Consider the following 21,536-nt stretch of genomic DNA (forward strand, 5'->3'; position numbering starts at 1 on the left):
CGGCGACGATATTCCTCTATATACATGGCGCAATCGGGAGAATGCATGGCCGAAGACTTGGGGCTGTACGTACCGCCAGCGGCGCGGATCGGCGATCCGCTGCAACGGGTGGGCACGCCGTCGCTGGTACTGGATCTGGATGCTTTTGAATTCAATATAGAGCGCATGGCTGCGCTGGCTGCGGCGCACGGCATCGCGCTGCGGCCGCACGCCAAGGCGCACAAGTCGACGGCAATTGCCGCGGCTCAGCTGGCGGCCGGTGCCGTCGGCGTCTGTTGTCAAAAGCTCAGCGAAGTCTATCCGTTCGTGCGGCAGGGCATACGCGATATTCATTTGAGCAACGAAGTCGTCGGCGCCGACAAGATGGCGATGGCAGCCGAGCTGGCGCGTCATGCGCGGTTGAGCATCTGCGCCGACCACGTCGCGCAGATCGATGCGCTCGGCGCGGCCGCCGCGCAGGCGGGCACGCGCATCACGGTGCTGCCGGAAGTGGATATCGGCCAGGGCCGTTGCGGCGTGACCGGCAGCGACGAACTGATGGCGCTGGTCGAACGTATTGCGCGCTACGGCAGCCTGCGTTTCGGTGGGCTGCAGGCGTATCACGGCGGTATTCAGCATCTGGCGACATGGAACGAGCGGCGCGATGCCGCCCTGCGTTCGGCCGAGAAGGCGGCGCAGCACGTGCGCCATCTGGAAGCGCGCGGCATCGCTTGCTCGGTGGTGACAGGTGGTGGCACCGGCACCGTTGAATTCGATGTCGAAAGCGGCGTGTTCACCGAGGTGCAGCCGGGTTCTTATGTCTTCATGGATGGCCATTACGGTTCCAACGAGTGGGGCGGCACGCTGAAGCTGCAGCATAGCCTGTTCATTGCCACAACAGTGATGAGCACGGCCAAGCACGGCATGGCGGTGTGCGATGTCGGCCTGAAGGGCGTGGCGGTCGATTCCGGATTGCCGCGCGTGCGCCCCGGCGACGATGACGCTCTGCGCTACACGGCGGCCAACGACGAACACGGCATCCTGCGCATCGCCGACGGCGACGAGGATGACGGTGATGTGCGTGACCGCCTGGGCGAACGCCTGATGCTGATTCCCGGCCACTGCGATCCGACGGCCAATCTGTACCGGCAATACGTCTGCTATCGCGGCGATACCGTGGAAGCGCTGTGGGACATCGATGCCAGCGGCCTGAGCCGTTGAACCGAGCGTGCTGTTGAATTGAGCTACTGCGGCAAGAAAAGGAGCAGAGGATGAGCGAGCAAGACAATACGCAAGGCAGCGTACATCTGACGATCGTCGACGGCATTGCCGCCGTCGTGTTCGATCGGCCGCAGGCGCGCAATGCGATGACGTGGACGATGTACGAGCAACTGGGCGAGATCTGCGAACGGCTGCGTGGTGAGCGCGCCGTGCGTGCCGTCACCTTCCGTGGCGTGGGCGGCGAAGCCTTCGTTGCCGGCACCGACATCGCGCAGTTCCGCGATTTCCGTTCGGGCGAGGACGGTATTGCTTACGAGCGCACCGTCAACGAACGCATCGCGCAGGTCGAATCGTTGCCGATGCCGACACTGGCCATCGTCGAAGGCTGGGCCACCGGCGGCGGGCTGGCGATCGCGACTGCCTGCGATTTCCGTATCGCCACGCCGGATGCACGCTTCGGCCTGCCGATCGCGCGCACGCTGGGCAACTGCATCTCGATGGCAAACATGGCGCGCGTGATGGCGGCCTTCGGCATCAATCGTGCCAAGCGCATGCTGCTGCTGGCGGAGAATCTGCCGGCCGACGAATTGCTGGCGGCTGGCTACCTGACCGCAGTGGTGCCGCCGGCCGAACTGGAGGCGACGGCGGCATCGTTGTGCAGCAAGCTGGCAGCGCATGCGCCGATCACGATGCGGGCGTCGAAGGAAGCGATCAGCCGCCTGATCCAGTCCGATCTGCCGGACGGCAGCGACCTGATCCGCGCCTGCTACGGCAGCCGCGATTTCCATGAAGGGATCGAAGCCTTTCTTGCCAAGCGGCGTCCTGCATGGAGCGGCGAATGAGCGCGGCGAACGAAAAACGCAGCGGCCCGCTGGCCGGCATGCGCGTCATCGAACTGGCGCACATCATGTCCGGCCCGATCTGCGGCATGATGCTGGCCGACATGGGCGCCGATGTGATCAAGGTCGAGAAGACGCCGGACGGCGACGATTCCCGCCGATTCGCGCCGCTGCTGGCGTGCGGCGAATCGGCGTCGTTCATGGTCGTCAACCGCAACAAACGCGGCATCGGCCTGAACCTGAAGACCGAAGGCGGGCGCGAGGTATTGCGCCGTCTATTGAAGGATGCCGATGTCGTCATCGAAAACTACCGCGCCGGCACGATGGAAAAATTCGGCCTCGGCTACGACGTGCTGAAGGAAATGAATCCGGGCCTGATCTACTGTTCGATCTCCGGCTTTGGCCGCACTGGCCCGTATGCGGACAAGGGCGGATTCGACCTGATCGCGCAGGGCATGAGCGGCATGATGAGCATGACCGGGGAGGAAGGACAGGCACCGATCAAGGCCGGCTCACCGGTGGCCGACATCAATGCCGGCATCCTTGCCGCGCTCGGCATCGCTGCTGCGTATGCGAACAAGCTGCAAACCGGGCAAGGGCAGATCGTCGATACTTCGCTGTTCGAGGCGGCGCTGCAGCAGATGTACTGGCCGGCCGCCAACTATTTTGCCGACGGTACCATCCTGCCGAAGATGGGTTCGGCCAACTCCACCAGCGCGCCGTATCAGGTCTTCCGTACACAGGATGGCTGGATCAACATCGGTGCCGCCAACCAGAGCAATTACGAACGGATGCTGCAGGTGGTGCAGATGCCGGAGCTGGCCGGCGATCCGCGCTTTGCCACCAATGCGGGCCGCATGGAAAATCGCGCAGCGCTGGTCGAACTGCTGACGGGCAAGCTGGTCACGCGCACGACCGACGAGTGGTTGCGCGAATTCGACGCGGTCGGCTTGCCAGTCGGTCCGGTGCTGGATATTTCGCAGGCACTGGCGCATGAACAAGCGCTGGCGCGCGGCATGACGGTTTCCAGCGAACATCCGCTGGCTGGCGCCGTTGGCGGTATCGGCTTGCCGATCCGTTTTTCGAATGGCGCTGCCGGCGAGGAAACACGCCGCCCGCCGCCGCTGCTGGGCGAACATACGCGCGAAGTGTTGCACGATCTGGGTTACGCCGAAGAAGAGATCGCGGCGTTGCAGCAACAGCAGGCGATCCTCGTCGGCCCGGCCGTTGCCATGCGTCATCACGGTTAGTTAACCAGCGCACATACTTTTTCGACATCGCCGCTTACAGTCTAAGGCATTCCGCATGGAAGGCAGGAGACCGGACATTGAAGCAGCGATGGATAGGCGGCAACAGCATAGACCTGCTCGAAAACGGCGAGGAATTCTTCCCGCGCGTGTTCGAAGCGATCGCTGCTGCGCAACGCGAAGTGCTGCTGGAAACCTTCATCCTGTTCGACGACAAGGTCGGGCGAGAACTGCATGATGTGCTGATCGCGGCCGCGCAACGCGGCGTGCAGGTGGACCTGACGGTGGACGGCTGGGGCTCGCCCGATCTGTCCGAAGAATTCATCGCGACGCTGGTGTCGGCGGGCGTGCGCATGCATGTGTTCGATCCCGCACCCAGCCTGTTTCGCCGCCTGAGCCTGTTCCGTCGCCTGCATCGCAAGCTGCTGGTTGTTGATGGCGAGCTGGCTTTCATCGGCGGCATCAATTTCTCCGCCGATCATCTGGCCGATTTCGGTCCCGAAGCCAAGCAGGATTATTCGATCGCAATTCGCGGCCCGCTGGTCGAGCACATCCGCACGTTTGCATTGGCAGCGGTACAGCGCACGCGCGAGCGGCGGCGCTGGTTTCGTCGCAGGCAAGCGACCTTGTCGCAATCGGCACATGCCGAGGGCGCCGTTGCGGCCTTCGTCTGGCGCGACAACGGGCGCAACAAGACCGATATCGAGCGTCATTATCGGATGGCGATCCGTCTGGCGCGTGAACGCGTGACGATCGCCAATGCCTATTTCTTTCCCGGTTATGCCTTTCTGCGGGAACTGCGCAAGGCGGCACGGCGCGGCGTGTGCGTGTCGCTGATCCTGCAGGGCAATCCGGACATGCCGATCGTGCAGACCGCGGCCGGCATGCTGTATCACTATCTGCTGAGCGCGGGCGTGCGCATCTATGAATATTGCGAACGGCCGCTGCACGGCAAGGTAGCGATTGTCGACGAAGAATGGGCGACCGTCGGTTCCAGCAATCTCGATCCGCTGAGCCTGTCGCTGAACCTGGAAGCGAACGTGATGATCCGCGACCGTGATTTCAATACGCGGCTGGCGGAAAAACTGCAGGGATTGATCGACAACAGCTGCAAGGAAATCGATATTCGCGAATTGAAGGAATCCAGCTGGTGGCGCCTGATGCGCAGCTTCGTGCTGTTCCATTTCCTGCGGCGTTATCCGGCATGGATAGGCTGGTTGCCGGCACATAAACCGCGTGTGAAGCCGGCGCAGGAAGTGGCAGCCATTGATGTGCAGACGATGGATGGCGAGGCATACCGATGAGCGGGCTGTCGAGCGCCGCCAGCCGTGCCAGACAGACTGAGGCTGCAGCGCGCGCAGGCGGGCATGGCACGTCCTTCTGGCGGCGCAGCTGGCCTTGGCTCAAGCGGATTACGCAGACGGCATTCTTTCTAGTCGTCGCGTGGCTGATTGTGACGCAGGCGCGCACGATCGCGTGGGACGAGGTATTCGAAGCGATGCGCCGCCAGTCTCCGCAATGGCTGTGGCTGGCGATTCTGCCGGCCGTGGCCAGCCATGCGCTGTACAGCTGCTTCGATCTGCTGGGACGGCATCTGACGCGGCACGGCCTGGCGTGGCCGACGGTGATGGCCATCAATTTCATCAGCTATGCCTTCAACATCAATCTCGGTTCGCTGATCGGCGCGGCGATGTTGCGTTATCGCCTGTATGCGCGGCATGGTTTGCAGACCGATGCGATCGCCCGCATCATCGGCACCAGTATTTTCACGAACTGGTTCGGCTATCTGGCACTGGCCGGTGCAGTATTCCTTGTTAGTCCGCTGCAGTTGCCGCCGCAATGGAAGATCGGTGGCGCCGGCCTGCATGTGCTGGGTGCCGCGCTGCTGTCGACTGCGCTCGCCTATCTGGCGATATGTGCTTTTTTCAGTGAGCGCCGTCTCAGTTTTCGTGGTCATGTGGTGACGATACAAAGACTGCGGTTTGCCTTGCTGCAGTTGGCGATGTCCTGCGCCAACTGGATGCTGATGGCTTGCGTGATCTATCTGTTGCTGGAGCGACAGATTGCCTATACGGATGTGTTGTGCGTGCTGCTGATCGCCGTCGTCGCCGGTGTGATCGTGCATGTGCCGGCCGGGTTGGGCGTGGTGGAGGCGGTGTTCGTGGCGTTGCTGTCGTACCGGCTTGCTGCCAGCGAATTGCTGGCAGCATTGCTGACGTATCGCTTTCTTTATTACCTGGTGCCGCTGGTGCCGGCGGCGCTCGGCTGGCTGGCTATCGAAGTGCGTACCCGCGGGGAAAACAAGCGCAAGAAAAATACGCGCCGCAGGTGAGCTGAACATCGACATGATCTGATTGCCCTGATTGTCGGGCCGCGACGATTGATGTTCTTGATGTTGCTGGTACGATGCTCGCCGGCAGGAAAACGGCATGACTGCTATCATCGCCTTCCCTCCCGATGCCGGGAGCACGTACGTCACTGTCCATGCCTTCATCCCCTCCGACTCCTCCTTCGGCATCGTCCGCCAATCGCGGCCTCGATGCTTCCGTTCTGCTGCTGATGGCAATCGCTTCCGGCCTGTGCGCCGGCGGCAATTACTTCAATCAGCCGCTGCTGCATTCGATTGCGCTGGATTTCGGCGTCAGTGAAACCACGGCGGCACTGACCGTCACGGCGGCGCAGGTTTCCTATGCTTGCGGACTGGTGCTGCTGGTGCCGCTGGGCGACAAGTTCGAGCGACGCCGGCTGGCGGTGACGCTGATGCTGCTGGCCGGACTCGGCCAATTCATCAGCGGGTTTGCCGCCAGCATCCATTTCCTGTTCGCCGGCATCATGATGGCCGGCATGTTTTCGGTGGCGGCGCAGATCCTGGTGCCGCTGGCAGCCATCCTGTCGGATCCGTCGCGCAGCGGCCGTGCCGTCGGGCTGGTGATGAGCGGCCTGCTGCTCGGGATTCTGGCAGCGCGCAGCGTGGCGGGCATCCTGTCCAGCCTTGGCGGCTGGCATACCGTGTATCGACTTTCCAGTATCACGATGGTGGTGGTCGCACTGCTGCTGTGGCGCAAGCTGCCGACGTCACGCAATCCGGCACAGGTTAGTTACGGCGAGGTGCTGCGTTCGATGGGCGTGCTGATGCGTCGCCATCCGCGTTTGCTCAGTCGTGCATTGATGAGCGCGCTGGCGTTCGCTTCGGTCAGTGCCTTGTTTTCGACGATGGCCTTGCTGCTGTCGGGGCCGTCGCATGGATTGAGCGATGCCAGCATCGGGCTGGTAGGGCTGGCTGGTGTGGCCGGTGCATTGATGGCGAATGTGGCTGGCCGCTGCGCCGACCGTGGCTGGACGCGCGAGGCGGGTGTTGCCTGCGTGCTGTTGCTGCTGGCCGGATGGGGCTGTTTCTGGCTGGGAGAGACCAGTCTTGCCTGGTTCATCGTCGGCATGCTGGTTATCGATCTTGGTCTGCAGGGACTGCACATCACGAACCAGCACATCGTCTTCGAACTGGAGCCGGAAGCGCGCTCGCGAATGAATGCCGTCTACATGACAACGTATTTCATCGGCGCCGCATCGGGATCTGCACTCGGTTCGCTGGCCTGGCTGCACGGCGGTTGGCCGACGATCTGCGTGTTGGGTATCGTGCTGGCGTTGCTGTGCGGCGCTTTGCTGATCCGTGATGAGAGGTCGGTTGCGGCCCGATAAGTTCTCTCTATAATATAGAAGGGCAAAAAAAAAGGGTTGCGGCATTTCTGCCGCAACCCTTTTTTCAGATCGAGAGAATCAGTTCCGGATTTCCAGCGCCCGGTTCAGACTCAGTGCCGCCAGCGAGCCGACTGCGCCTGACAGTAGGTAGAGGCTGACGTAACCCAGGCCGAAGTGCGCCGACAGGCCCAGCGCCACCAGCGGTGCGAAGGCGGCGCCGACCAGCCAGGCCAGATCCGACGTCAGGGCAGCACCGGTGTAACGATACTTCGGCAGGAAGTTGGCGGAAACCGCGCCGGCAGCCTGGCCGTAGGACAGGCCCAGCAGGCCGAAGCCGACCATGATGAAGATATCCTGGCCCAGATCGCCGCCATCCATCAGCGTCGGCACGAAGCCGCTGAAGACTGCGATCAGCACGGCCAGCGTACCCAGCGTGGTGCGGCGGCCGAAGCGGTCGGCGACGATGCCGGACAGCACGATGCCGACCATCGCGATCGCGGCGCCCATCATCTGCACCACCAGGAAGTGGCTGAGCGAGCGCGTCGAATACAGGTTGATCCACGACAGCGGGAACACCGTGACCAAGTGGAACAGCGCATAGCTGGCGAGAGCTGCCAGTGCACCGATGGCCACGTTGCGGCCTTGCGACTGTGTCATTTCAACAATATTGGTCGGCTGCAGTTCCCGATCGTCCAGCAGATGGGTGTATTCTGGCGTCGAAATCAGACGCAGGCGCGCGAACAGCGCGACTACGTTGATGGCGAAGGCCACATAGAACGGATAGCGCCAGCCCCATTCGAGGAAGTCTTGCTGCGACAGTTCCAGCAGCAGGTAGGAAAACAGGCCGGCAGCGATGATGAAGCCGGTCGGTGCGCCGAGCTGGCCCAGCATTGCGTACCAGCCGCGCTTGTTCGGCGGTGCATTCAGCGCCAGCAGCGACGGCAGGCCGTCCCAGGCGCCGCCGAGCGCAATGCCCTGGCCGATGCGCAGTAATGACAACATGATAATGGCCGTCACGCCGAGATCGGCATAAGCCGGCAGGAAGGCGATGCCCGCCGTGGAGCCGCCCAGCAGGAACAGCGCGATGGTCAGCTTGGCTTCGCGGCTGAGCCGTTTCTGCGCTTCCATGAAGAGGACTGTGCCGAACGGCCGCGCCAGAAAGGCGAAAGAGAAGATCGTGAAGGCATACAGCGTGCCTTCCAGCTTGTCCGCGAACGGGAAGAAGACCGCCGGGAACACGAGCACCGAGGCGATCGCGTAGACGAAGAAGTCGAAATATTCGGAAGTGCGCCCGATAATGACGCCGATGGCGATTTCACCGGGGGCGATGTGGGTATTCCGGGTATTCAGGTTCCGGGGGCCGTCGCCAATGTCATGCTGTGCTGCATCGTAGGTGGTAGCCATGGTGTTCGCCTCCATTTCGTTATTATCTAACGCGTCGAAACCCTTGCTGTACAACGGTTTCGGCCGGGGTAGGACAAAACGTCCAATCGGCAAAACGCGTCATTGACGTTACAGTAGCACGATCCTTCAACCTCTGTTAATGCACCCGCATGATTTCCATGATAACTCGTCGCGGATTGTTACTCTTGCCACTACTGGTACTGCTCGCAGGATGCGACACGGTGGTAATGAATCCATCAGGCGACATTGCCGTCCAGCAGGCAAATCTCATCGTGATCTCCACGCTGCTGATGCTGCTGATCATCGTTCCCGTGATCGCCCTGGTAATCATCTTTGCATGGCGCTACCGGAAAAACAATACCTCCGCCAAATACGATCCGGAATGGGATCATTCCACCAAGCTGGAACTGATCATCTGGGGCGCGCCGCTGCTGATCATCATTGTGCTGGGCCTGATCACCTGGGTCTACACGCACAAGCTGGATCCGTATCGCCCGCTGGACCGTATCGACGAGAACCGTCCGATTTCGTCGGCCGCCAAGCCGCTGACCATCCAGGTCGTCGCGCTCGACTGGAAATGGCTGTTCATCTATCCGGAGCAGGGCATCGCAACCGTGAACGAACTGGCGACGCCGATCGACGTGCCGGTGCGTTTCGAGATCACGGCTTCGACGGTGATGAACTCGTTCTACATTCCTGAACTGGCCGGCCAGATCTACGCGATGCCGGGCATGGAAACGCGACTGAACGCCGTCATCAACAAGCCGGTCGAGTCGGAAGGCTTCTCGGCGAACTACAGCGGCGCCGGCTTCTCGCACATGCGCTTCAAGTATCACGGCATGGATATCGCCGACTTCGACCGCTGGGTCAATGAAGCCAAGGCCAACGGCGCAACGCTGGACCGCGCGGTCTATACCGAACTGGAAAAGCCGAGCACCCGCGAGCCGGTGACCTACTACGGTACCGTGGCGTCCGATCTGTATCACGCGATCCTCAACCGCTGCGTCGCCGAGGGCACTGTCTGCATGGACAAGATGATGTCCGACGATGCGAAACGCATCAAGATCGATGCCGAGGCACGCAACTTCCTCGACAACAAATCCGCACCACGCATTGCACAAATCGATGCGCAACTGTGCACTTCTTCCAATTCATTGAAGAACAACGATGCAAACTGATCTGACGAAGCTCATCTTCGGTCGCCTGAGCTGGGAGGCGATTCCCCTTCATGAACCGATCCTGATCGCCACGTTCCTCGGTGTGGCAGTCGGCGGCATTGCGGTTCTTGCCCTGCTGACCAAGTACCGCCTGTGGGGCCCGCTGTGGCGCGACTGGATCACCAGCATCGACCACAAGAAGATCGGCATCATGTACATGATCCTCGGTCTCGTCATGCTGCTGCGCGGCTTTGCCGATGCGCTGATGATGCGTGCACAGCAGGCAGTTGCGTTCGGCGACAACGCCGGCTTTCTGCCGCCGCACCACTATGACCAGATCTTCACGGCGCACGGCGTCATCATGATCTTCTTCGTGGCGATGCCGTTCGTCACCGGTCTGATGAACTACGTGGTGCCGCTGCAGATCGGCGCGCGCGACGTGGCGTTTCCGTTCCTGAACAACTTCAGCTTCTGGATGACGACCTTCGGCGCCTTGCTGGTGATGGCTTCGCTGTTCGTCGGCGAATTTGCCAAGACCGGCTGGCTGGCGTATCCGCCGTTGTCCGGCATCCTGCACAGTCCCGACGTCGGCGTCGACTATTACATCTGGGCATTGCAGGTCGCCGGTGTGGGAACGCTGCTGTCCGGTGTCAACTTGATCGTGACCATCGTCAAGATGCGTGCACCGGGCATGGACATGATGAAGATGCCGGTGTTCAGCTGGACCGCACTGTGCACCAACGTGCTGATCGTCGCTGCCTTCCCGGTGCTGACCGCTGTGCTGGCGATGCTGTCGCTGGATCGCATTTTCGATACCAACTTCTTCACGAACGATCTGGGCGGCAACGCCATGATGTATGTGAACCTGATCTGGATCTGGGGTCACCCTGAGGTCTACATTCTGGTTCTGCCGGTCTTCGGCGTGTTCTCCGAAATCGTTTCCACCTATTCGGGCAAGCGTCTGTTCGGCTACACCTCGATGGTGTACGCGACCGTCGTCATCACGATCCTGTCGTACCTGGTCTGGCTGCACCACTTCTTCACGATGGGTTCGGGCGCAAGCGTGAACTCGTTCTTCGGCATCACGACGATGATCATCTCGATCCCGACCGGTGCGAAGATCTTCAACTGGCTGTTCACGATGTACCGCGGCCGTATCCGCTTCGAACTGCCGATGATGTGGACCATTGCCTTCATGATCACCTTCGTGATTGGCGGTATGACGGGCGTGCTGCTGGCAGTGCCGCCGGCCGACTTCGTGCTGCACAACTCGCTGTTCCTGATCGCGCACTTCCATAACGTGATCATCGGCGGTGTGGTGTTCGGCGTGTTCGCCGCGATCAACTACTGGTTCCCGAAAGCATTCGGCTACAAGCTCGATCCGTTCTGGGGCAAGTGCTCGTTCTGGTTCTGGGTGATCGGCTTCTATCTCGCCTTCATGCCGCTGTACGTGCTGGGCCTGATGGGCGTGACCCGCCGCATGAGCCACTTCACCGATCCGTCGCTGCAGATCTGGTTCCAGATCGCTGCCGTCGGCGCCGTGCTGATCGCACTGGGCATCGCATCGATGATCATCCAGTTCGGCGTCAGCTTCCTGCGCCGCGACAAGCTGCGCGACGTGACCGGCGATCCGTGGAACGGCCGTACGCTGGAATGGTCGACCTCGTCGCCGCCGCCTGACTACAACTTCGCATTCACGCCGCGGGTATACGATACCGACACCTGGGCCGACATGAAGAAGCAGGGCTACAAGCGTCCGCTGTCCGGCTTCACCGCGATCCACATGCCGAAGAACACCGGCGCCGGCTTCATCATCGCTGCCTTGAGCGCGCTGGTCGGCTTCGGACTGATCTGGCACATGTGGCTGGTGGCTGGTGCCGGCTTCTTCGTGATGCTGGCTGCAATCATCATCCACACCTTCAATTACAACCGCGATTACTACATCCCGGCGGAAGAAGTCGTCCGTACCGAAGATGCTCGCACCCGTATGCTGGAAAGCCATGTCTGAGATCACTGCACAATCTGCCGGCGCCATGAGCGCTGACCCGAGCGCACGTTTCTACGTGCATGAGCATCACCCGGAACAAGGTACGCTGCTGGGTTTCTGGCTCTACCTGATGAGCGACTGCCTGGTGTTCGCCTGCCTGTTCGCGGCGTACGCCGTGCTGGGCCGCAACTATGCAGGCGGCCCCACCGGTGCCGAGCTGTTCGACCTGTCGCTGGTGGCGATCAACACCGCCTTCCTGCTGCTGTCGTCGATAACCTACGGCTTCGCGATGCTCGAATCGCAACGCAACAAACTGAAGAGCACGATGGTCTGGCTGGTCATCACCGGCCTGTTCGGTTTGGCCTTCCTGGCGCTGGAACTGTACGAGTTCCATCACCTGATCCATGAAGGTGCAGGTCCGCAGCGCAGCGGCTTCCTGACCTCGTTCTTCGCACTGGTCGCTACCCACGGTCTGCACGTGACTTTTGGCACCATCTGGCTGGTGACGCTGCTGTTCCAGTTGAACCGCCACGGCCTGAGCCAGGCAAACCACCGTCGCCTGATGTGCCTGTCGATGTTCTGGCACTTCCTGGACGTGATCTGGATCGGCGTCTTCACCTTTGTCTACCTGATGGGAGTTCTGCCATGAGCGCGCATCACAACCACGATCATGGCCATGACCACGGACACGGCCATCACGACGATCACGCCAGTCACGGCACGCTGAAAAGCTACGCGATCGGTTTCATCCTGTCCGTCATCCTGACCGCGATTCCATTCTGGCTGGTGATGGGCAAGGTGATCGAGAACTCGAGCACGACGGCCATCGTCATTCTCGGCTTCGCGGCAGTGCAGGTGGTCGTGCACATGATCTACTTCCTGCACATGAACTCGAAGGTCGAAGGCGGCTGGTCGATGCTGGCCATGGTGTTCACCATCGTCGTCGTTGTCATCATGCTGGCAGGTTCGATCTGGGTCATGTACCACCTGAACCACAACATGATGCCGCACATGATGTCCGACCCGACGCATGAAATGCACATGCCGAGCAATCACACGATGTCCGACATGCCATGACAGGCACCCTGGAACGCGACGGCACGGCTTCTCACGAAATCGAACGCCGTCCGCGTTCCCTGGCCGTGCGGCTGACGCTTGTCGCGACGGCCGTTGTATTGTTTGCCGGGTTTCTCGCACTGGGAACCTGGCAGATCTACCGGCTGCAATGGAAGCTGGCGTTGATCGAACGTGTCGAGACACGCGTTCATGCCGCACCGGTGCAGGCGCCCGGCCCCGAGCGCTGGCCGCAGGTCACTGCGGCATCCGACGAATACCGCCATGTCCGTCTGACAGGTGTCTATCTTCCCGAACTTTCCGTAAAAGTACAGGCTTCTACCGAGCTTGGCGCCGGCTATTGGCTGCTGACGCCGTTGCGCACAGAGGAGGGCACGGTCGTGCTGGTCAACCGCGGCTTCATCTTCCCGAATGTGGATGCGGCGCGCAGTGCTGCAGTCGATGGCGCGGTGACGATCAGCGGGCTGCTGCGCATCAGCGAACCGGGAGGCGGTTTCCTGCGCCACAACGATCCTGCCGGCGACCGCTGGTATTCGCGCGATGTTGCGGCGATTGCTGCTTCGCGTAGCCTGACGGCTGTCGCGCCGTTCTTCGTCGATGCCGATGCCGGCATGGAACCGCCGGCAGCAAATGGTGCAGTTCGTCCGGTCGGCGGCCTCACGGTCATCCGTTTTCACAACAGCCATCTGGTCTATGCGCTTACTTGGTATGCTTTAGCCTTGATGGTGGCGGGCGCCGCCTTCTGGGTCACGCGCGACGAGCGCCGTGCCCGGCGCACCGCCGATCGGCAGGATCGTGGAACCGAGGATCACAGCGAAGATGGCAGTCACGACCGACATTCCAGTCACTGAAAAAAAAATAGCCGGGCCATGGAGCGCGCCCAAGGGCGAAGCTGCGGCCGGCCACAAGAACATGCGGCTGCTGATCCAGCTGCGCTGGATCGCCGTCATCGGCCAGATCACGACGATCGCCGTCGTCACGATGGGCTACGGTATAGAACTACCGGTGCGCCACATGCTGGAAGTGCTGGTCTGCCTGATCGCCTTCAATGTCGGTAGCCAGTTGCGCTGGCACGAGCGCCGCATCGTCACCAACAACGAAGTCTTCCTCGCGCTGCTGATCGACGTCGCGATCCTGACGGCGCAGCTGTATCTGAGCGGCGGCACCACCAATCCTTTCGCCTTTCTTTATCTGCTGCAGGTGATTCTGGGCGCGGTCCTGCTGGAAGCATGGTCTACCTGGATCATCGTCGGGGTCACCAGCCTGTGCCTGGCCGGGCTCGCCAAGTTTTCCGCGCCGCTGGTGCTGTCGTACCAAGACAGCGACAGTTATCTGAGCCTGTACGTGCAGGGCACGCTGCTGTGCTTCGCGATCAACGCGGCGCTGCTGGTCTTCTTCATCACGCGTATCGGTCGCAATCTGCGCGCCGGCTACGCGCAACTCTCCGACCTGCGCCAGCGTGCAGCCGAGGAGGAACATATCGTGCGCATGGGCTTGCTGGCATCCGGTGCCGCGCATGAACTCGGTACGCCGCTGTCGACGCTGTCGGTGATTCTCGGCGACTGGCGCCGCATGCCGGAGTTCGCGAACAATCCCGAACTGCGCGAGGAAATCGGCGAGATGCAGACGCAGGTGCTGCGCTGCAAAGCCATCGTCAGCGGCATTCTGCTGTCGGCAGGCGAAGCGCGCGGCGAATCGTCGGTGAAGACGACGATCAATACCTTCCTGAACGAACTGGCCGACGAGTGGCGCGAAAGCCGTCCCGTCGTCGCGTTCGACTACGACAACCGCATCGAACGCGATCAGCCGGTCGTCTTCGATTCGGCACTGAAACAGATGATCTGCAACGTGCTCGACAACGCGCTGGAAGCATCGCCGCGCTGGCTGGCGATGAAGGCGGAATGCGAAGCCGATCTGCTGCGGCTGACGGTAACCGATTCCGGTTCGGGCTTCGCACCGGCGATGCTGGCGCAGTTCGGCAAGCCGTACCAATCGACAAAGGGCAGGCCAGGCGGTGGGCTTGGCCTGTTTCTGTCCGTCAATGTTGCGCGTACGCTGGGTGGTACCGTGACCGCGCATAATCGCGAAGAGGGCGGCGCGCAGGTGCAGATCACGTTGCCGCTGGCGACGATCGCGATCGAGGAGGACGATATCCATGCAGTCTGAAGAGCCGCGCCTGCTGCTGATCATCGAAGACGATGCAGCGTTTGCGCGTACGCTGGTGCGCTCGTTCGAGCGTCGTAACTATCGCGTGTTGCATGCATCCAGCCAGGATGAAGCAACAGCCTTGCTGGAAGAACATTCGCCCGGCTACGCCGTGGTCGATCTGAAGCTGCACGGCAATACCTCGGGGCTGGCCTGCGTACAGATGCTGCACCAGTACGATCCGGAGATGCTGATCGTCGTGCTGACGGGTTTCGCCAGCATCAACACGGCGGTCGAAGCGATCAAATTGGGCGCCATTCAATATCTGGCGAAACCGTCCAATACCGATGACATCGAGGCGGCCTTTGCTCACGTCGCCGGCAACACGGAAGTCGAACTGACCAATCGCTCCACGTCGATCAAGACGCTGGAATGGGAGCGTATCCACGCGGTGCTGGCGGAAACCGATTTCAACATCTCCGAAGCGGCACGCCGGCTCGGCATGCATCGCCGCACGCTGGCGCGCAAGCTGGAAAAACAGCGCGTCAAGTAACGCACATCAGCCTATCGGCCGTGCCGATCATCGCCAATGGCCGATGTGCGCCAGGGCCGGCGATTCTTCCTTCAACGTCCAGCGTAACGGGATTGCATGCGTCGTGTGCTGCATGCGTTGCACATGGAAACGCCACAGGCGCTCCGCCCCGTCGAAGCGTTCCTCTTCCGGTACCTTCCACACGATCTCTGCATGGCCTTGCAAATGCAGCAGGTTGCCATTCGAGAAATCGACGAACAGCAAGGCGGCGCGATCATCCACCAGCAAATTGCCCAGCGTATTGAAATAGCGGTTGCCGACGAAATCGGGGATCGTCAACGTATTGCCATCGATACGCACAAAGCCCGGATGGCCGCCCTTGTGCGAGACATCGACGCCGCCTTCGGTTTTCTGCATGTCGACACCGCTGGCGACGAAGAAGGTATCGGCGTGCGCAATCATGTCGAACGCCGATGCATCCAGTTGATCGGCAACGCGTGTTGCGCCGATGGTTGTCGCATTTTCCTGAGCATGTTCGACATCGCGTACCTGGATGTATTTCGGACAATTTCCGAACGATTGCGTGACCTGCAGTTCGATACCGTGCGCATCGATGCGGCGAACGACGCCGTTTGCGCGGTTGCGCCGACGATTGCCGAGATCGATGCCGAGCAGGCCGACCGGTTTGCCGGGTTGCAGCAATGCCAGCACATCCGGTTGCCAGTGTGCGCGTTCGTCGATATGCAGGAGCTGCGCATCCGGTGCATCGATGAATCCCGCAGGGCCGGTCACGATGGTGGCGACAGGTGCGCCATCCGCATCCGTCGTTGCCAGCATCACGTATTGCAGCATCGAGAAAAAGTCGCGATGCTGATCCGGCATCGCGTCGCGTATCGCGAATCCGGGCGGGCCGCCGCCAGCGAGTTCGTGGGCGCGCAATTCACCGGCGTGAAATGGCACCTCCTTGCGCACGGGGACGATCGTCGCGGTATTCATGATGCGGCAGTCACGCTGGAAGCAGGCAAGGGCGACGTCGGCATTGCACGAAAATGCGGCAACGATTCCACACGCTGCAACCAGGCGCGAATGGCCGGATACGCTTCCAGCGAAAGGCGGCCTTCCGAAGCGTGGGCGATATACGAATAGCAGGCCAGATCCGCGATGGTGGAATTTTGTGTCGCCAGCCATTGGCGCTGCGCCAGATGGCTCTCCATCATGCGGAACAAACGCGTAGCGATTTTTTCCGCAAGCGTCGGATCGACTTCACCCGGCGCATTCCACAGCGCCGTCATGCGTGCGCTCGCCGGGCCGTAGCGCACTTCACCGGCTGCGATCGACAGCCAGCGCTGCACATGGGCGACGGCGACCGCTTCGGTCGGATACCAGTGGCTTTGTGCGGCATAGCGCGTGCTGAGATAGGTCAGGATCGCATTGCTGTCGCTGAGTACCAGATCGCCGTCGATCAGCACCGGAATCTGTCCCAGCGGATTGAGTTTCAGGAACGCTTCGGAACGGCGTACGTCTGCGCCGGCCTCGATGAATTCATGCGGCAGCTGCAGCATGTCGAGCAGCAGGGCGACGCGATGGCAATGGCCGGACAGGGGAACGCCGTAGAGCTTGATGGTCATGATGAAATTCTCCGTGGTGGTTGAACGCTTCCTATCGTATGAATTTACGAAAACGATGTAAATCAGGCAAAATTGCAATTTACTATTTCATTTATCGGAATAATCATGGATCGTCTGGACGAGCTGGAAGTCTTTCTCGCGATTCTCGATACCGGCAGCCTGATCGGTGCGAGCCGCAAGCTGCGGCGTTCGGCGCCTGCCGTTACACGCCTGTTGTCGTCGCTGGAGCAGCGCATCGGCGTGCGATTGGTGGAGCGCACGACACGGCATCTGGCCGCGACGGAAGCCGGCATGCGGCTGGCGGCACAGGCGAGACAGGTGCTCGCGGATTACGACGATGCCGTACACGAAGATGCGAATGCACCGTTACGCGGCACTTTGCGGCTGACGGCGCCGATCGTATTCGGGCGACGCCATGTGGCACCCATCGTCAATGCCTATCTGGACCTGTATCCCGAGATGCGGGTGGATATGGTGACCAGCGATCGCAATCTCGATCTGATCGAGGAAGGCCTCGATATTGCCGTGCGCATCGGTGCGATGGCCGATACCAGTCTGGTGGCACGCCGCGTCGGTTCGGTGCGGCGGATGCTGGTCGCAAGTCCGGAATATCTGGCGCGTCGCGGCAAGCCGAAGACGCCCGACGATCTGGCTGCACACGATGTGATCTATACGTCGGGGCGGCTGGCGGCGATGGAGTGGCGATTCCGGCATGCAGGGCGGGATCGAACGCTGCAACTGTCGCCGCGGCTGATCGTCAACGAAATCGATGCTGCATTGCTCGCAGTGAAGGCCGGGCGCGGATTGGCACGCGTATTGTCTTACCAGGTGGCCGACGATCTGGCGGCCGGCACGATGGTGCGCGTACTGCCTGGCTACGAGCCGGAGATGTTGCCGGTACAACTTGTGGTTGCAGGTACGCGGCACATGGCGCCGAAGGTGCGGGCGTTTCTGGATCTTGCAGTCGAACAGTTGCGCGCATTGAAAGTGATCCAGAAACGCTGATGTGGGTTGCGCCGCACGACATTGCGTCATTCCAGATCGATAAAAGTTCGTTGCTGAAACGAACTTTTCCTGAGGCACAGGCTCTACAGACGTCCGCTTTGCCATCGCAGGCACGAAACATGCTGTCCTGCAGGTATCGCTCCACTCTTTCCCGATCGACAGAATGAAGGATACGACTTCCCGCCGCTGGGAGCTGGATGCCCTGCGCGGCCTGATGCTGGTGATGATGTTCACCACTCATTTGCCGACTCGCTACAGCAATATTTTCGGGCAGTCCTTCGGTTTCGTTTCCGCCGCCGAAGGCTTCGTCATCCTGTCGGCCTTCATGGCGGGCATGGTCTATACGCGCAAGGCGCAGCGCGACGGCGTGCCGGCGATGCGCACCGCCTTCTTCCGCCGCACGCTGACTGTCTATGCATGGCATGTCGGTTGCCTGCTGCTGTTGTTCACCGTCATCGCCGGACTTGGCTTGAAGTTCGGCCAGCCGGGGCTGAAAAGCCTGATCGGCTTCTATCTGTACGATCCGGTGACCGCGCTATGGGCCAGCGTCCTGCTGATCTACAACCCGCCATTGCTGGACATTCTTCCGCTGTACATCCTGCTGCTGCTGCTGAGCCCGTGGCTGCTGGCTCACGGCATGCGATGCGGCTGGCGCGGCATCTTTATCGTCAGCCTGCTGCTGTGGGTTGCCGCGCAGTTCGACATTTCGGCCGGGCTGTACGCAATGCTGGTTGCCGTGACCGGATTGACCGTGCCGTTCCGCGAGACCGGTGCATTCGAAACCTATGCGTGGCAACTGTTGTGGGTGCTCGGCTTGTGGCTGGGCGCCATGCATGCACAGGGAAAACTGGATCGCTGGCTGGCTTTCTCGCCGAAGATTCTGGGGACGGCGCTGGCGATCGTCGTCATCTGCTTCGTCTGGCGCCATGTGGTCGGGCAGGCGCCGTTTCCGGGCAATGACGTGCTGAACCGATGGCTGTTCGACAAATGGCATCTGGCGCCGCTGCGCATGGTGAATTTCCTCGCGCTGGCGATCGTGCTGCAGCATTTCGGCCAGCGCATCGTGCCGCTGCTGCCGCGCCTGCGCTTCTTCGAATCGATGGGCGCGGCATCGCTGCCGGTGTTCTGCATGCATCTGCTGGTCGTGCTGGTGATCCGTGCCGTACTGGGCGACAGCTTCGACGACCGTACCGACTGGGACGATGCCGTGCTGCTGATCGGCGGTGTGCTGCTGCTCTATCTGGTTTCGTATCTTGCAGCTGGCTGGCGCAATCGGCCGCGTCGCTGAGTGGCATCGGCGGGGAAAGCGCAAGGTTTCCCCGCGAGAAAAAATCACGAATAAAAGATCACGAATAGATCGAAGGGGCGGGTGTTTCTCCGCTCAGTACCCATAGCCCGACGTCTTTCAGCTTGTAGTCCAGCGAATCGTGCAGTGTGTGCACGCGCACGTTGCGCCAGAAGCGATCGAAACCGTACTTCGCTGCCGTCGCGCGTGCGCCCATCACCTCGAAAATCTTCGACGTGATGTCCAGCGCCGCACTCGCGGCTGCGAGCTTGGTTTCGAAGATCGCCACCGCCAGTTCGCCGCGTTCCTGTGCAGTCAACGCATCGCCGCGATTCCATGCATGTTGCAATCGCTGTTCCGCATCCTCGGCCAGCGCGATCGCACCGCGTAACACGATGCGCAGGTCGCCGAAGCGCTGCTGCGTGAACGGATCGTCGCTCGCACGTTCAAGGCCCGATTGAAACCACGGGCGGCCCTGTTCATGCACATACTTCCATGCGTTCAGCAACGCACCCTGTGCATTGCCGATGTATATCTCGACCAGGATCAGTTGTGACACCAGCGTGCGCAGCGTTGCACGCGGCGTGCCGGCCGTGCCCGGCGGACCGAGCACTTCATCCTTTTCGACGCGCACCTGCGTGAAGGTGACCGAACCGCTGTCGGTCTGGCGTTGGCCCATGTTGTCCCAGTCGTCCAGTACCTTTACACCGACGCGGCCGGTCGGGATCGACAGGAACACGCGGTCGGCCGGATCGGTGGAGCGGGGTGCGGTCACGTTTAGCATGTCGGAGCCGGTGGCGCCCGAGCAGAACGACTTGATGCCGTTCAGTTCGTAATAGCCGCCGTCTTCATTCTTCCACGTCAATGTCGTGCGCGTATCCAGCCCGTTGGTCGCATTGCCCCAGAACCAGTTCTCGCTGATGGTCTTGCCGAGCAGGCGTTCCTTCTGCCGCGGATTGCCGAACAGCGCGACGCTGGCGACCTGCAAGTGCTGGAAGCCGAACAGGTGCGCGAGCGAGCTGTCCACTTCGGCGAAACGGCGAACGATGCGATAGATGTCGGGCCACGGCGTTTCCGGTCCGCCGTAGGTGGCCGGCACGGCGAGTTTCAGCAGACCGCTGTCGCGTAGTGCTTGGCGTTCTTCCCATGCGGTGCCGCCCTGGCGGTCGCGTGCGACGGCAGTGGCGGCCAGCGCCTTTGCCGTCGCTTCGACCGCATCGGTCAGCCCGCCGAAATCGCGTTGCGCCAGATGTTGCGGCGTGAAAGTGGCGGCGGGCGGCAGCAGTTCGCCCGGTTTCGGTAGTTGGCCCATTTCTATTCCGTTTGTGGCAAGGATCAGAACATCAATCAAAACAGTGGAACGGCAGTCGCGTTCACCTTCTTCGGCAGCAGGCCTTCGGTGAGGAAGGCATCGGCGATCTTCTGCTGTTCGCTCAGATGCTGCGGCACGACGGCGCGCACGTTGTAGCTGCGGCGTGCATTGGCCTGCTCGATGGTGGCTGCGTCCAGTCCCCAGACCGGCGACAGCAGCGCGGCAGCGTCGGCTGGCGCCTGCTTGACCCATTTGCCGGTGGTCTTCAGTTCATCGACGATCAGCCTGACGACTTCCGGATGTGCTTTCGCAAACGGCGTCGAAGCGAGGTAGTAACGCTGGTAATCGGCAAGATTGCGGCCGTCGGTCACGATGCGTGCATGCGACTGGCGCTGCGCGGCTGACAGGAAGGGATCCCAGATCACCCAGGCATCGATCGCGCCCTTCTCGAATGCGGCACGGCCGTCGGCCGGTGCCAGATAGGCGGGCTGCACGTCTTTCAGCGACAGGTCGGCCTGATCGAGTGCGGCCAGCAGCAGGTAATGCGCGCCGGCAGCCTTGGCGAAGCCGATGCGTTTGCCTTTCAGATCGGCGACGGTCTTGATCGGCGAATCCGGCTTGACGAGGATCGCCTGCGCGCTCGGCGACGGCGATTCCTGCGCGATGTAGGTCAGTTGTGCGCCGGCGGCCAGTGCGAATACCGGTACCGTGTCGGCAACGTCGGCAGAGACGTCGACCGCGCCGACGTTCAACGCTTCCAGCAGCGGCAGGCCGCTGGCGAATTCATGCCAGCTGACCTTGACGCCGAGCGGTGCCAGTTTCTTTTCCAGCGTGCCACGTGTCTTCAGGATCGTGATCAGCGTTGACGATTTCTGGTAACCGATGCGTACGGTGTGAACGGCATCGGACTTGTCCTGCGCCTGTGCGGTGAAGGGCAGGATTGCCAAAGCCGGCAGCAGCACAAGCAGGGTGACGATGCGACGTCGAAATATGGAAAGAGGTTGATGGATATGCTTCACGTGATT

General features: G+C 61.4%; 20 protein-coding genes. 15 read left to right on the top strand and 5 right to left on the bottom strand.

The window, feature by feature from the left end:
• Positions 1-45: 45 nt before the first annotated feature.
• The 6 genes from IEV40_RS07025 (at position 46) to IEV40_RS07050 (ending at position 6,982) form a co-directional block, all read left to right on the top strand.
• Positions 46-1,200, top strand: a complete 1,155-nt coding sequence (locus tag IEV40_RS07025) for a DSD1 family PLP-dependent enzyme (RefSeq protein ID WP_188420286.1) — start codon at positions 46-48, stop codon at positions 1,198-1,200.
• Positions 1,201-1,250: 50 nt separating this feature from the next.
• On the top strand, positions 1,251-2,042 hold the full coding sequence (locus IEV40_RS07030; protein WP_188420287.1) for an enoyl-CoA hydratase/isomerase family protein: 792 nt from the start codon (positions 1,251-1,253) through the stop codon (positions 2,040-2,042).
• Positions 2,039-3,289 (top strand): CaiB/BaiF CoA transferase family protein, encoded by a 1,251-nt coding sequence (locus tag IEV40_RS07035; protein WP_229724003.1) that lies wholly within the window; start codon positions 2,039-2,041, stop codon positions 3,287-3,289. The genes IEV40_RS07030 and IEV40_RS07035 overlap by 4 nt, the downstream gene beginning before the upstream one ends.
• Positions 3,290-3,366: 77 nt before the next feature.
• Entirely contained in the window at positions 3,367-4,590 is a 1,224-nt protein-coding gene (clsB, locus tag IEV40_RS07040) for a cardiolipin synthase ClsB (RefSeq protein ID WP_188420288.1), read from the top strand.
• A complete protein-coding gene (locus IEV40_RS07045; RefSeq protein WP_188420289.1) occupies positions 4,587-5,618 on the top strand; it encodes a lysylphosphatidylglycerol synthase domain-containing protein in 1,032 nt (343 codons plus the stop codon). The genes clsB and IEV40_RS07045 overlap by 4 nt, the downstream gene beginning before the upstream one ends.
• Before the next feature lie 152 nt (positions 5,619-5,770).
• Positions 5,771-6,982 carry an MFS transporter gene (locus tag IEV40_RS07050; RefSeq protein WP_188420290.1) on the top strand — a complete coding sequence of 404 codons (1,212 nt, stop codon included), beginning with the start codon at positions 5,771-5,773 and terminating at the stop codon, positions 6,980-6,982.
• 78 nt (positions 6,983-7,060) lie between these two features.
• On the opposite strand, the gene IEV40_RS07055 is transcribed toward IEV40_RS07050, so the two are convergent.
• Positions 7,061-8,386 (bottom strand): MFS transporter, encoded by a 1,326-nt coding sequence (locus IEV40_RS07055; protein ID WP_229724004.1) that lies wholly within the window; start codon positions 8,384-8,386, stop codon positions 7,061-7,063.
• Between the two features lie 149 nt (positions 8,387-8,535).
• On the opposite strand from IEV40_RS07055, the gene cyoA reads away from it, so the two are divergent.
• Genes cyoA through IEV40_RS07090 form a run of 7 tightly spaced genes read left to right on the top strand, consistent with a single transcriptional unit; the run spans position 8,536 to position 15,302 of the window.
• Entirely contained in the window at positions 8,536-9,564 is a 1,029-nt protein-coding gene (gene cyoA / locus IEV40_RS07060) for a ubiquinol oxidase subunit II (protein WP_188420292.1), read from the top strand.
• A complete protein-coding gene (cyoB, locus tag IEV40_RS07065) occupies positions 9,554-11,551 on the top strand; it encodes a cytochrome o ubiquinol oxidase subunit I (protein ID WP_188420293.1) in 1,998 nt (665 codons plus the stop codon). Before cyoA ends, cyoB begins: the two co-directional genes overlap by 11 nt.
• Positions 11,544-12,179 (top strand): cytochrome o ubiquinol oxidase subunit III, encoded by a 636-nt coding sequence (gene cyoC, locus IEV40_RS07070; protein ID WP_188420294.1) that lies wholly within the window; start codon positions 11,544-11,546, stop codon positions 12,177-12,179. The genes cyoB and cyoC overlap by 8 nt, the downstream gene beginning before the upstream one ends.
• A complete protein-coding gene (cyoD, locus tag IEV40_RS07075) occupies positions 12,176-12,607 on the top strand; it encodes a cytochrome o ubiquinol oxidase subunit IV (RefSeq protein ID WP_188420295.1) in 432 nt (143 codons plus the stop codon). The genes cyoC and cyoD overlap by 4 nt, the downstream gene beginning before the upstream one ends.
• The gene (locus IEV40_RS07080) at positions 12,604-13,455 is read left to right on the top strand and encodes an SURF1 family protein (protein ID WP_188420296.1); all 852 of its coding nucleotides are present in this window, start codon (positions 12,604-12,606) and stop codon (positions 13,453-13,455) included. Before cyoD ends, IEV40_RS07080 begins: the two co-directional genes overlap by 4 nt.
• Positions 13,424-14,770 carry an ATP-binding protein gene (locus IEV40_RS07085; protein WP_188420297.1) on the top strand — a complete coding sequence of 449 codons (1,347 nt, stop codon included), beginning with the start codon at positions 13,424-13,426 and terminating at the stop codon, positions 14,768-14,770. Before IEV40_RS07080 ends, IEV40_RS07085 begins: the two co-directional genes overlap by 32 nt.
• Complete coding sequence (locus IEV40_RS07090; protein WP_188420298.1) at positions 14,760-15,302, top strand: response regulator transcription factor; 543 nt, start codon at positions 14,760-14,762, stop codon at positions 15,300-15,302. Before IEV40_RS07085 ends, IEV40_RS07090 begins: the two co-directional genes overlap by 11 nt.
• Positions 15,303-15,329: 27 nt before the next feature.
• On the opposite strand, the gene IEV40_RS07095 is transcribed toward IEV40_RS07090, so the two are convergent.
• A complete protein-coding gene (locus tag IEV40_RS07095; RefSeq protein WP_188420299.1) occupies positions 15,330-16,277 on the bottom strand; it encodes a pyridoxamine 5'-phosphate oxidase family protein in 948 nt (315 codons plus the stop codon).
• Positions 16,274-16,909: a glutathione S-transferase family protein gene (locus IEV40_RS07100; RefSeq protein ID WP_229724005.1), complete on the bottom strand. Its 636-nt coding sequence runs from the start codon at positions 16,907-16,909 to the stop codon at positions 16,274-16,276. Before IEV40_RS07100 ends, IEV40_RS07095 begins: the two co-directional genes overlap by 4 nt.
• 105 nt (positions 16,910-17,014) lie before the next feature.
• Between IEV40_RS07100 and IEV40_RS07105 the strand changes: the two genes are divergently transcribed.
• Together IEV40_RS07105 and opgC are read left to right on the top strand one after the other, a co-directional pair.
• Positions 17,015-17,914 carry a LysR family transcriptional regulator gene (locus IEV40_RS07105; protein ID WP_188420300.1) on the top strand — a complete coding sequence of 300 codons (900 nt, stop codon included), beginning with the start codon at positions 17,015-17,017 and terminating at the stop codon, positions 17,912-17,914.
• A gap of 163 nt (positions 17,915-18,077) precedes the next feature.
• Positions 18,078-19,202: an OpgC domain-containing protein gene (gene opgC / locus IEV40_RS07110; protein ID WP_188420301.1), complete on the top strand. Its 1,125-nt coding sequence runs from the start codon at positions 18,078-18,080 to the stop codon at positions 19,200-19,202.
• A 58-nt stretch (positions 19,203-19,260) separates the two neighbouring features.
• On the opposite strand, the gene IEV40_RS07115 is transcribed toward opgC, so the two are convergent.
• Both IEV40_RS07115 and IEV40_RS07120 read right to left on the bottom strand, forming a co-directional pair.
• Entirely contained in the window at positions 19,261-20,511 is a 1,251-nt protein-coding gene (locus IEV40_RS07115; protein WP_188420302.1) for an acyl-CoA dehydrogenase family protein, read from the bottom strand.
• Between the two features lie 35 nt (positions 20,512-20,546).
• Positions 20,547-21,530, bottom strand: a complete 984-nt coding sequence (locus tag IEV40_RS07120) for an aliphatic sulfonate ABC transporter substrate-binding protein (protein WP_371870040.1) — start codon at positions 21,528-21,530, stop codon at positions 20,547-20,549.
• Between the last annotated feature and the right edge of the window lie 6 nt (positions 21,531-21,536).

The organism is Oxalicibacterium solurbis, from assembly GCF_014635845.1.
Classification (GTDB): Bacteria; Pseudomonadota; Gammaproteobacteria; order Burkholderiales; family Burkholderiaceae_D; genus Oxalicibacterium; species Oxalicibacterium solurbis.

Coding starts and splice junctions, on each gene's coding strand:
- opgC (WP_188420301.1), top strand. CDS start 18,078: ATGAAGGATACGACTTCCCGCCGCTGGGAGCTGGATGCCCTGCGCGGC.
- IEV40_RS07105 (WP_188420300.1), top strand. CDS start 17,015: ATGGATCGTCTGGACGAGCTGGAAGTCTTTCTCGCGATTCTCGATACC.
- IEV40_RS07045 (WP_188420289.1), top strand. CDS start 4,587: ATGAGCGGGCTGTCGAGCGCCGCCAGCCGTGCCAGACAGACTGAGGCT.
- IEV40_RS07095 (WP_188420299.1), bottom strand. CDS start 16,277: ATGAATACCGCGACGATCGTCCCCGTGCGCAAGGAGGTGCCATTTCAC.
- cyoB (WP_188420293.1), top strand. CDS start 9,554: ATGCAAACTGATCTGACGAAGCTCATCTTCGGTCGCCTGAGCTGGGAG.
- IEV40_RS07030 (WP_188420287.1), top strand. CDS start 1,251: ATGAGCGAGCAAGACAATACGCAAGGCAGCGTACATCTGACGATCGTC.
- IEV40_RS07115 (WP_188420302.1), bottom strand. CDS start 20,511: ATGGGCCAACTACCGAAACCGGGCGAACTGCTGCCGCCCGCCGCCACT.
- IEV40_RS07035 (WP_229724003.1), top strand. CDS start 2,039: ATGAGCGCGGCGAACGAAAAACGCAGCGGCCCGCTGGCCGGCATGCGC.
- IEV40_RS07100 (WP_229724005.1), bottom strand. CDS start 16,909: ATGACCATCAAGCTCTACGGCGTTCCCCTGTCCGGCCATTGCCATCGC.
- IEV40_RS07080 (WP_188420296.1), top strand. CDS start 12,604: ATGACAGGCACCCTGGAACGCGACGGCACGGCTTCTCACGAAATCGAA.
- IEV40_RS07025 (WP_188420286.1), top strand. CDS start 46: ATGGCCGAAGACTTGGGGCTGTACGTACCGCCAGCGGCGCGGATCGGC.
- IEV40_RS07055 (WP_229724004.1), bottom strand. CDS start 8,386: ATGGCTACCACCTACGATGCAGCACAGCATGACATTGGCGACGGCCCC.
- cyoC (WP_188420294.1), top strand. CDS start 11,544: ATGTCTGAGATCACTGCACAATCTGCCGGCGCCATGAGCGCTGACCCG.
- IEV40_RS07050 (WP_188420290.1), top strand. CDS start 5,771: ATGCCTTCATCCCCTCCGACTCCTCCTTCGGCATCGTCCGCCAATCGC.
- IEV40_RS07085 (WP_188420297.1), top strand. CDS start 13,424: ATGGCAGTCACGACCGACATTCCAGTCACTGAAAAAAAAATAGCCGGG.
- IEV40_RS07090 (WP_188420298.1), top strand. CDS start 14,760: ATGCAGTCTGAAGAGCCGCGCCTGCTGCTGATCATCGAAGACGATGCA.
- cyoA (WP_188420292.1), top strand. CDS start 8,536: ATGATTTCCATGATAACTCGTCGCGGATTGTTACTCTTGCCACTACTG.
- cyoD (WP_188420295.1), top strand. CDS start 12,176: ATGAGCGCGCATCACAACCACGATCATGGCCATGACCACGGACACGGC.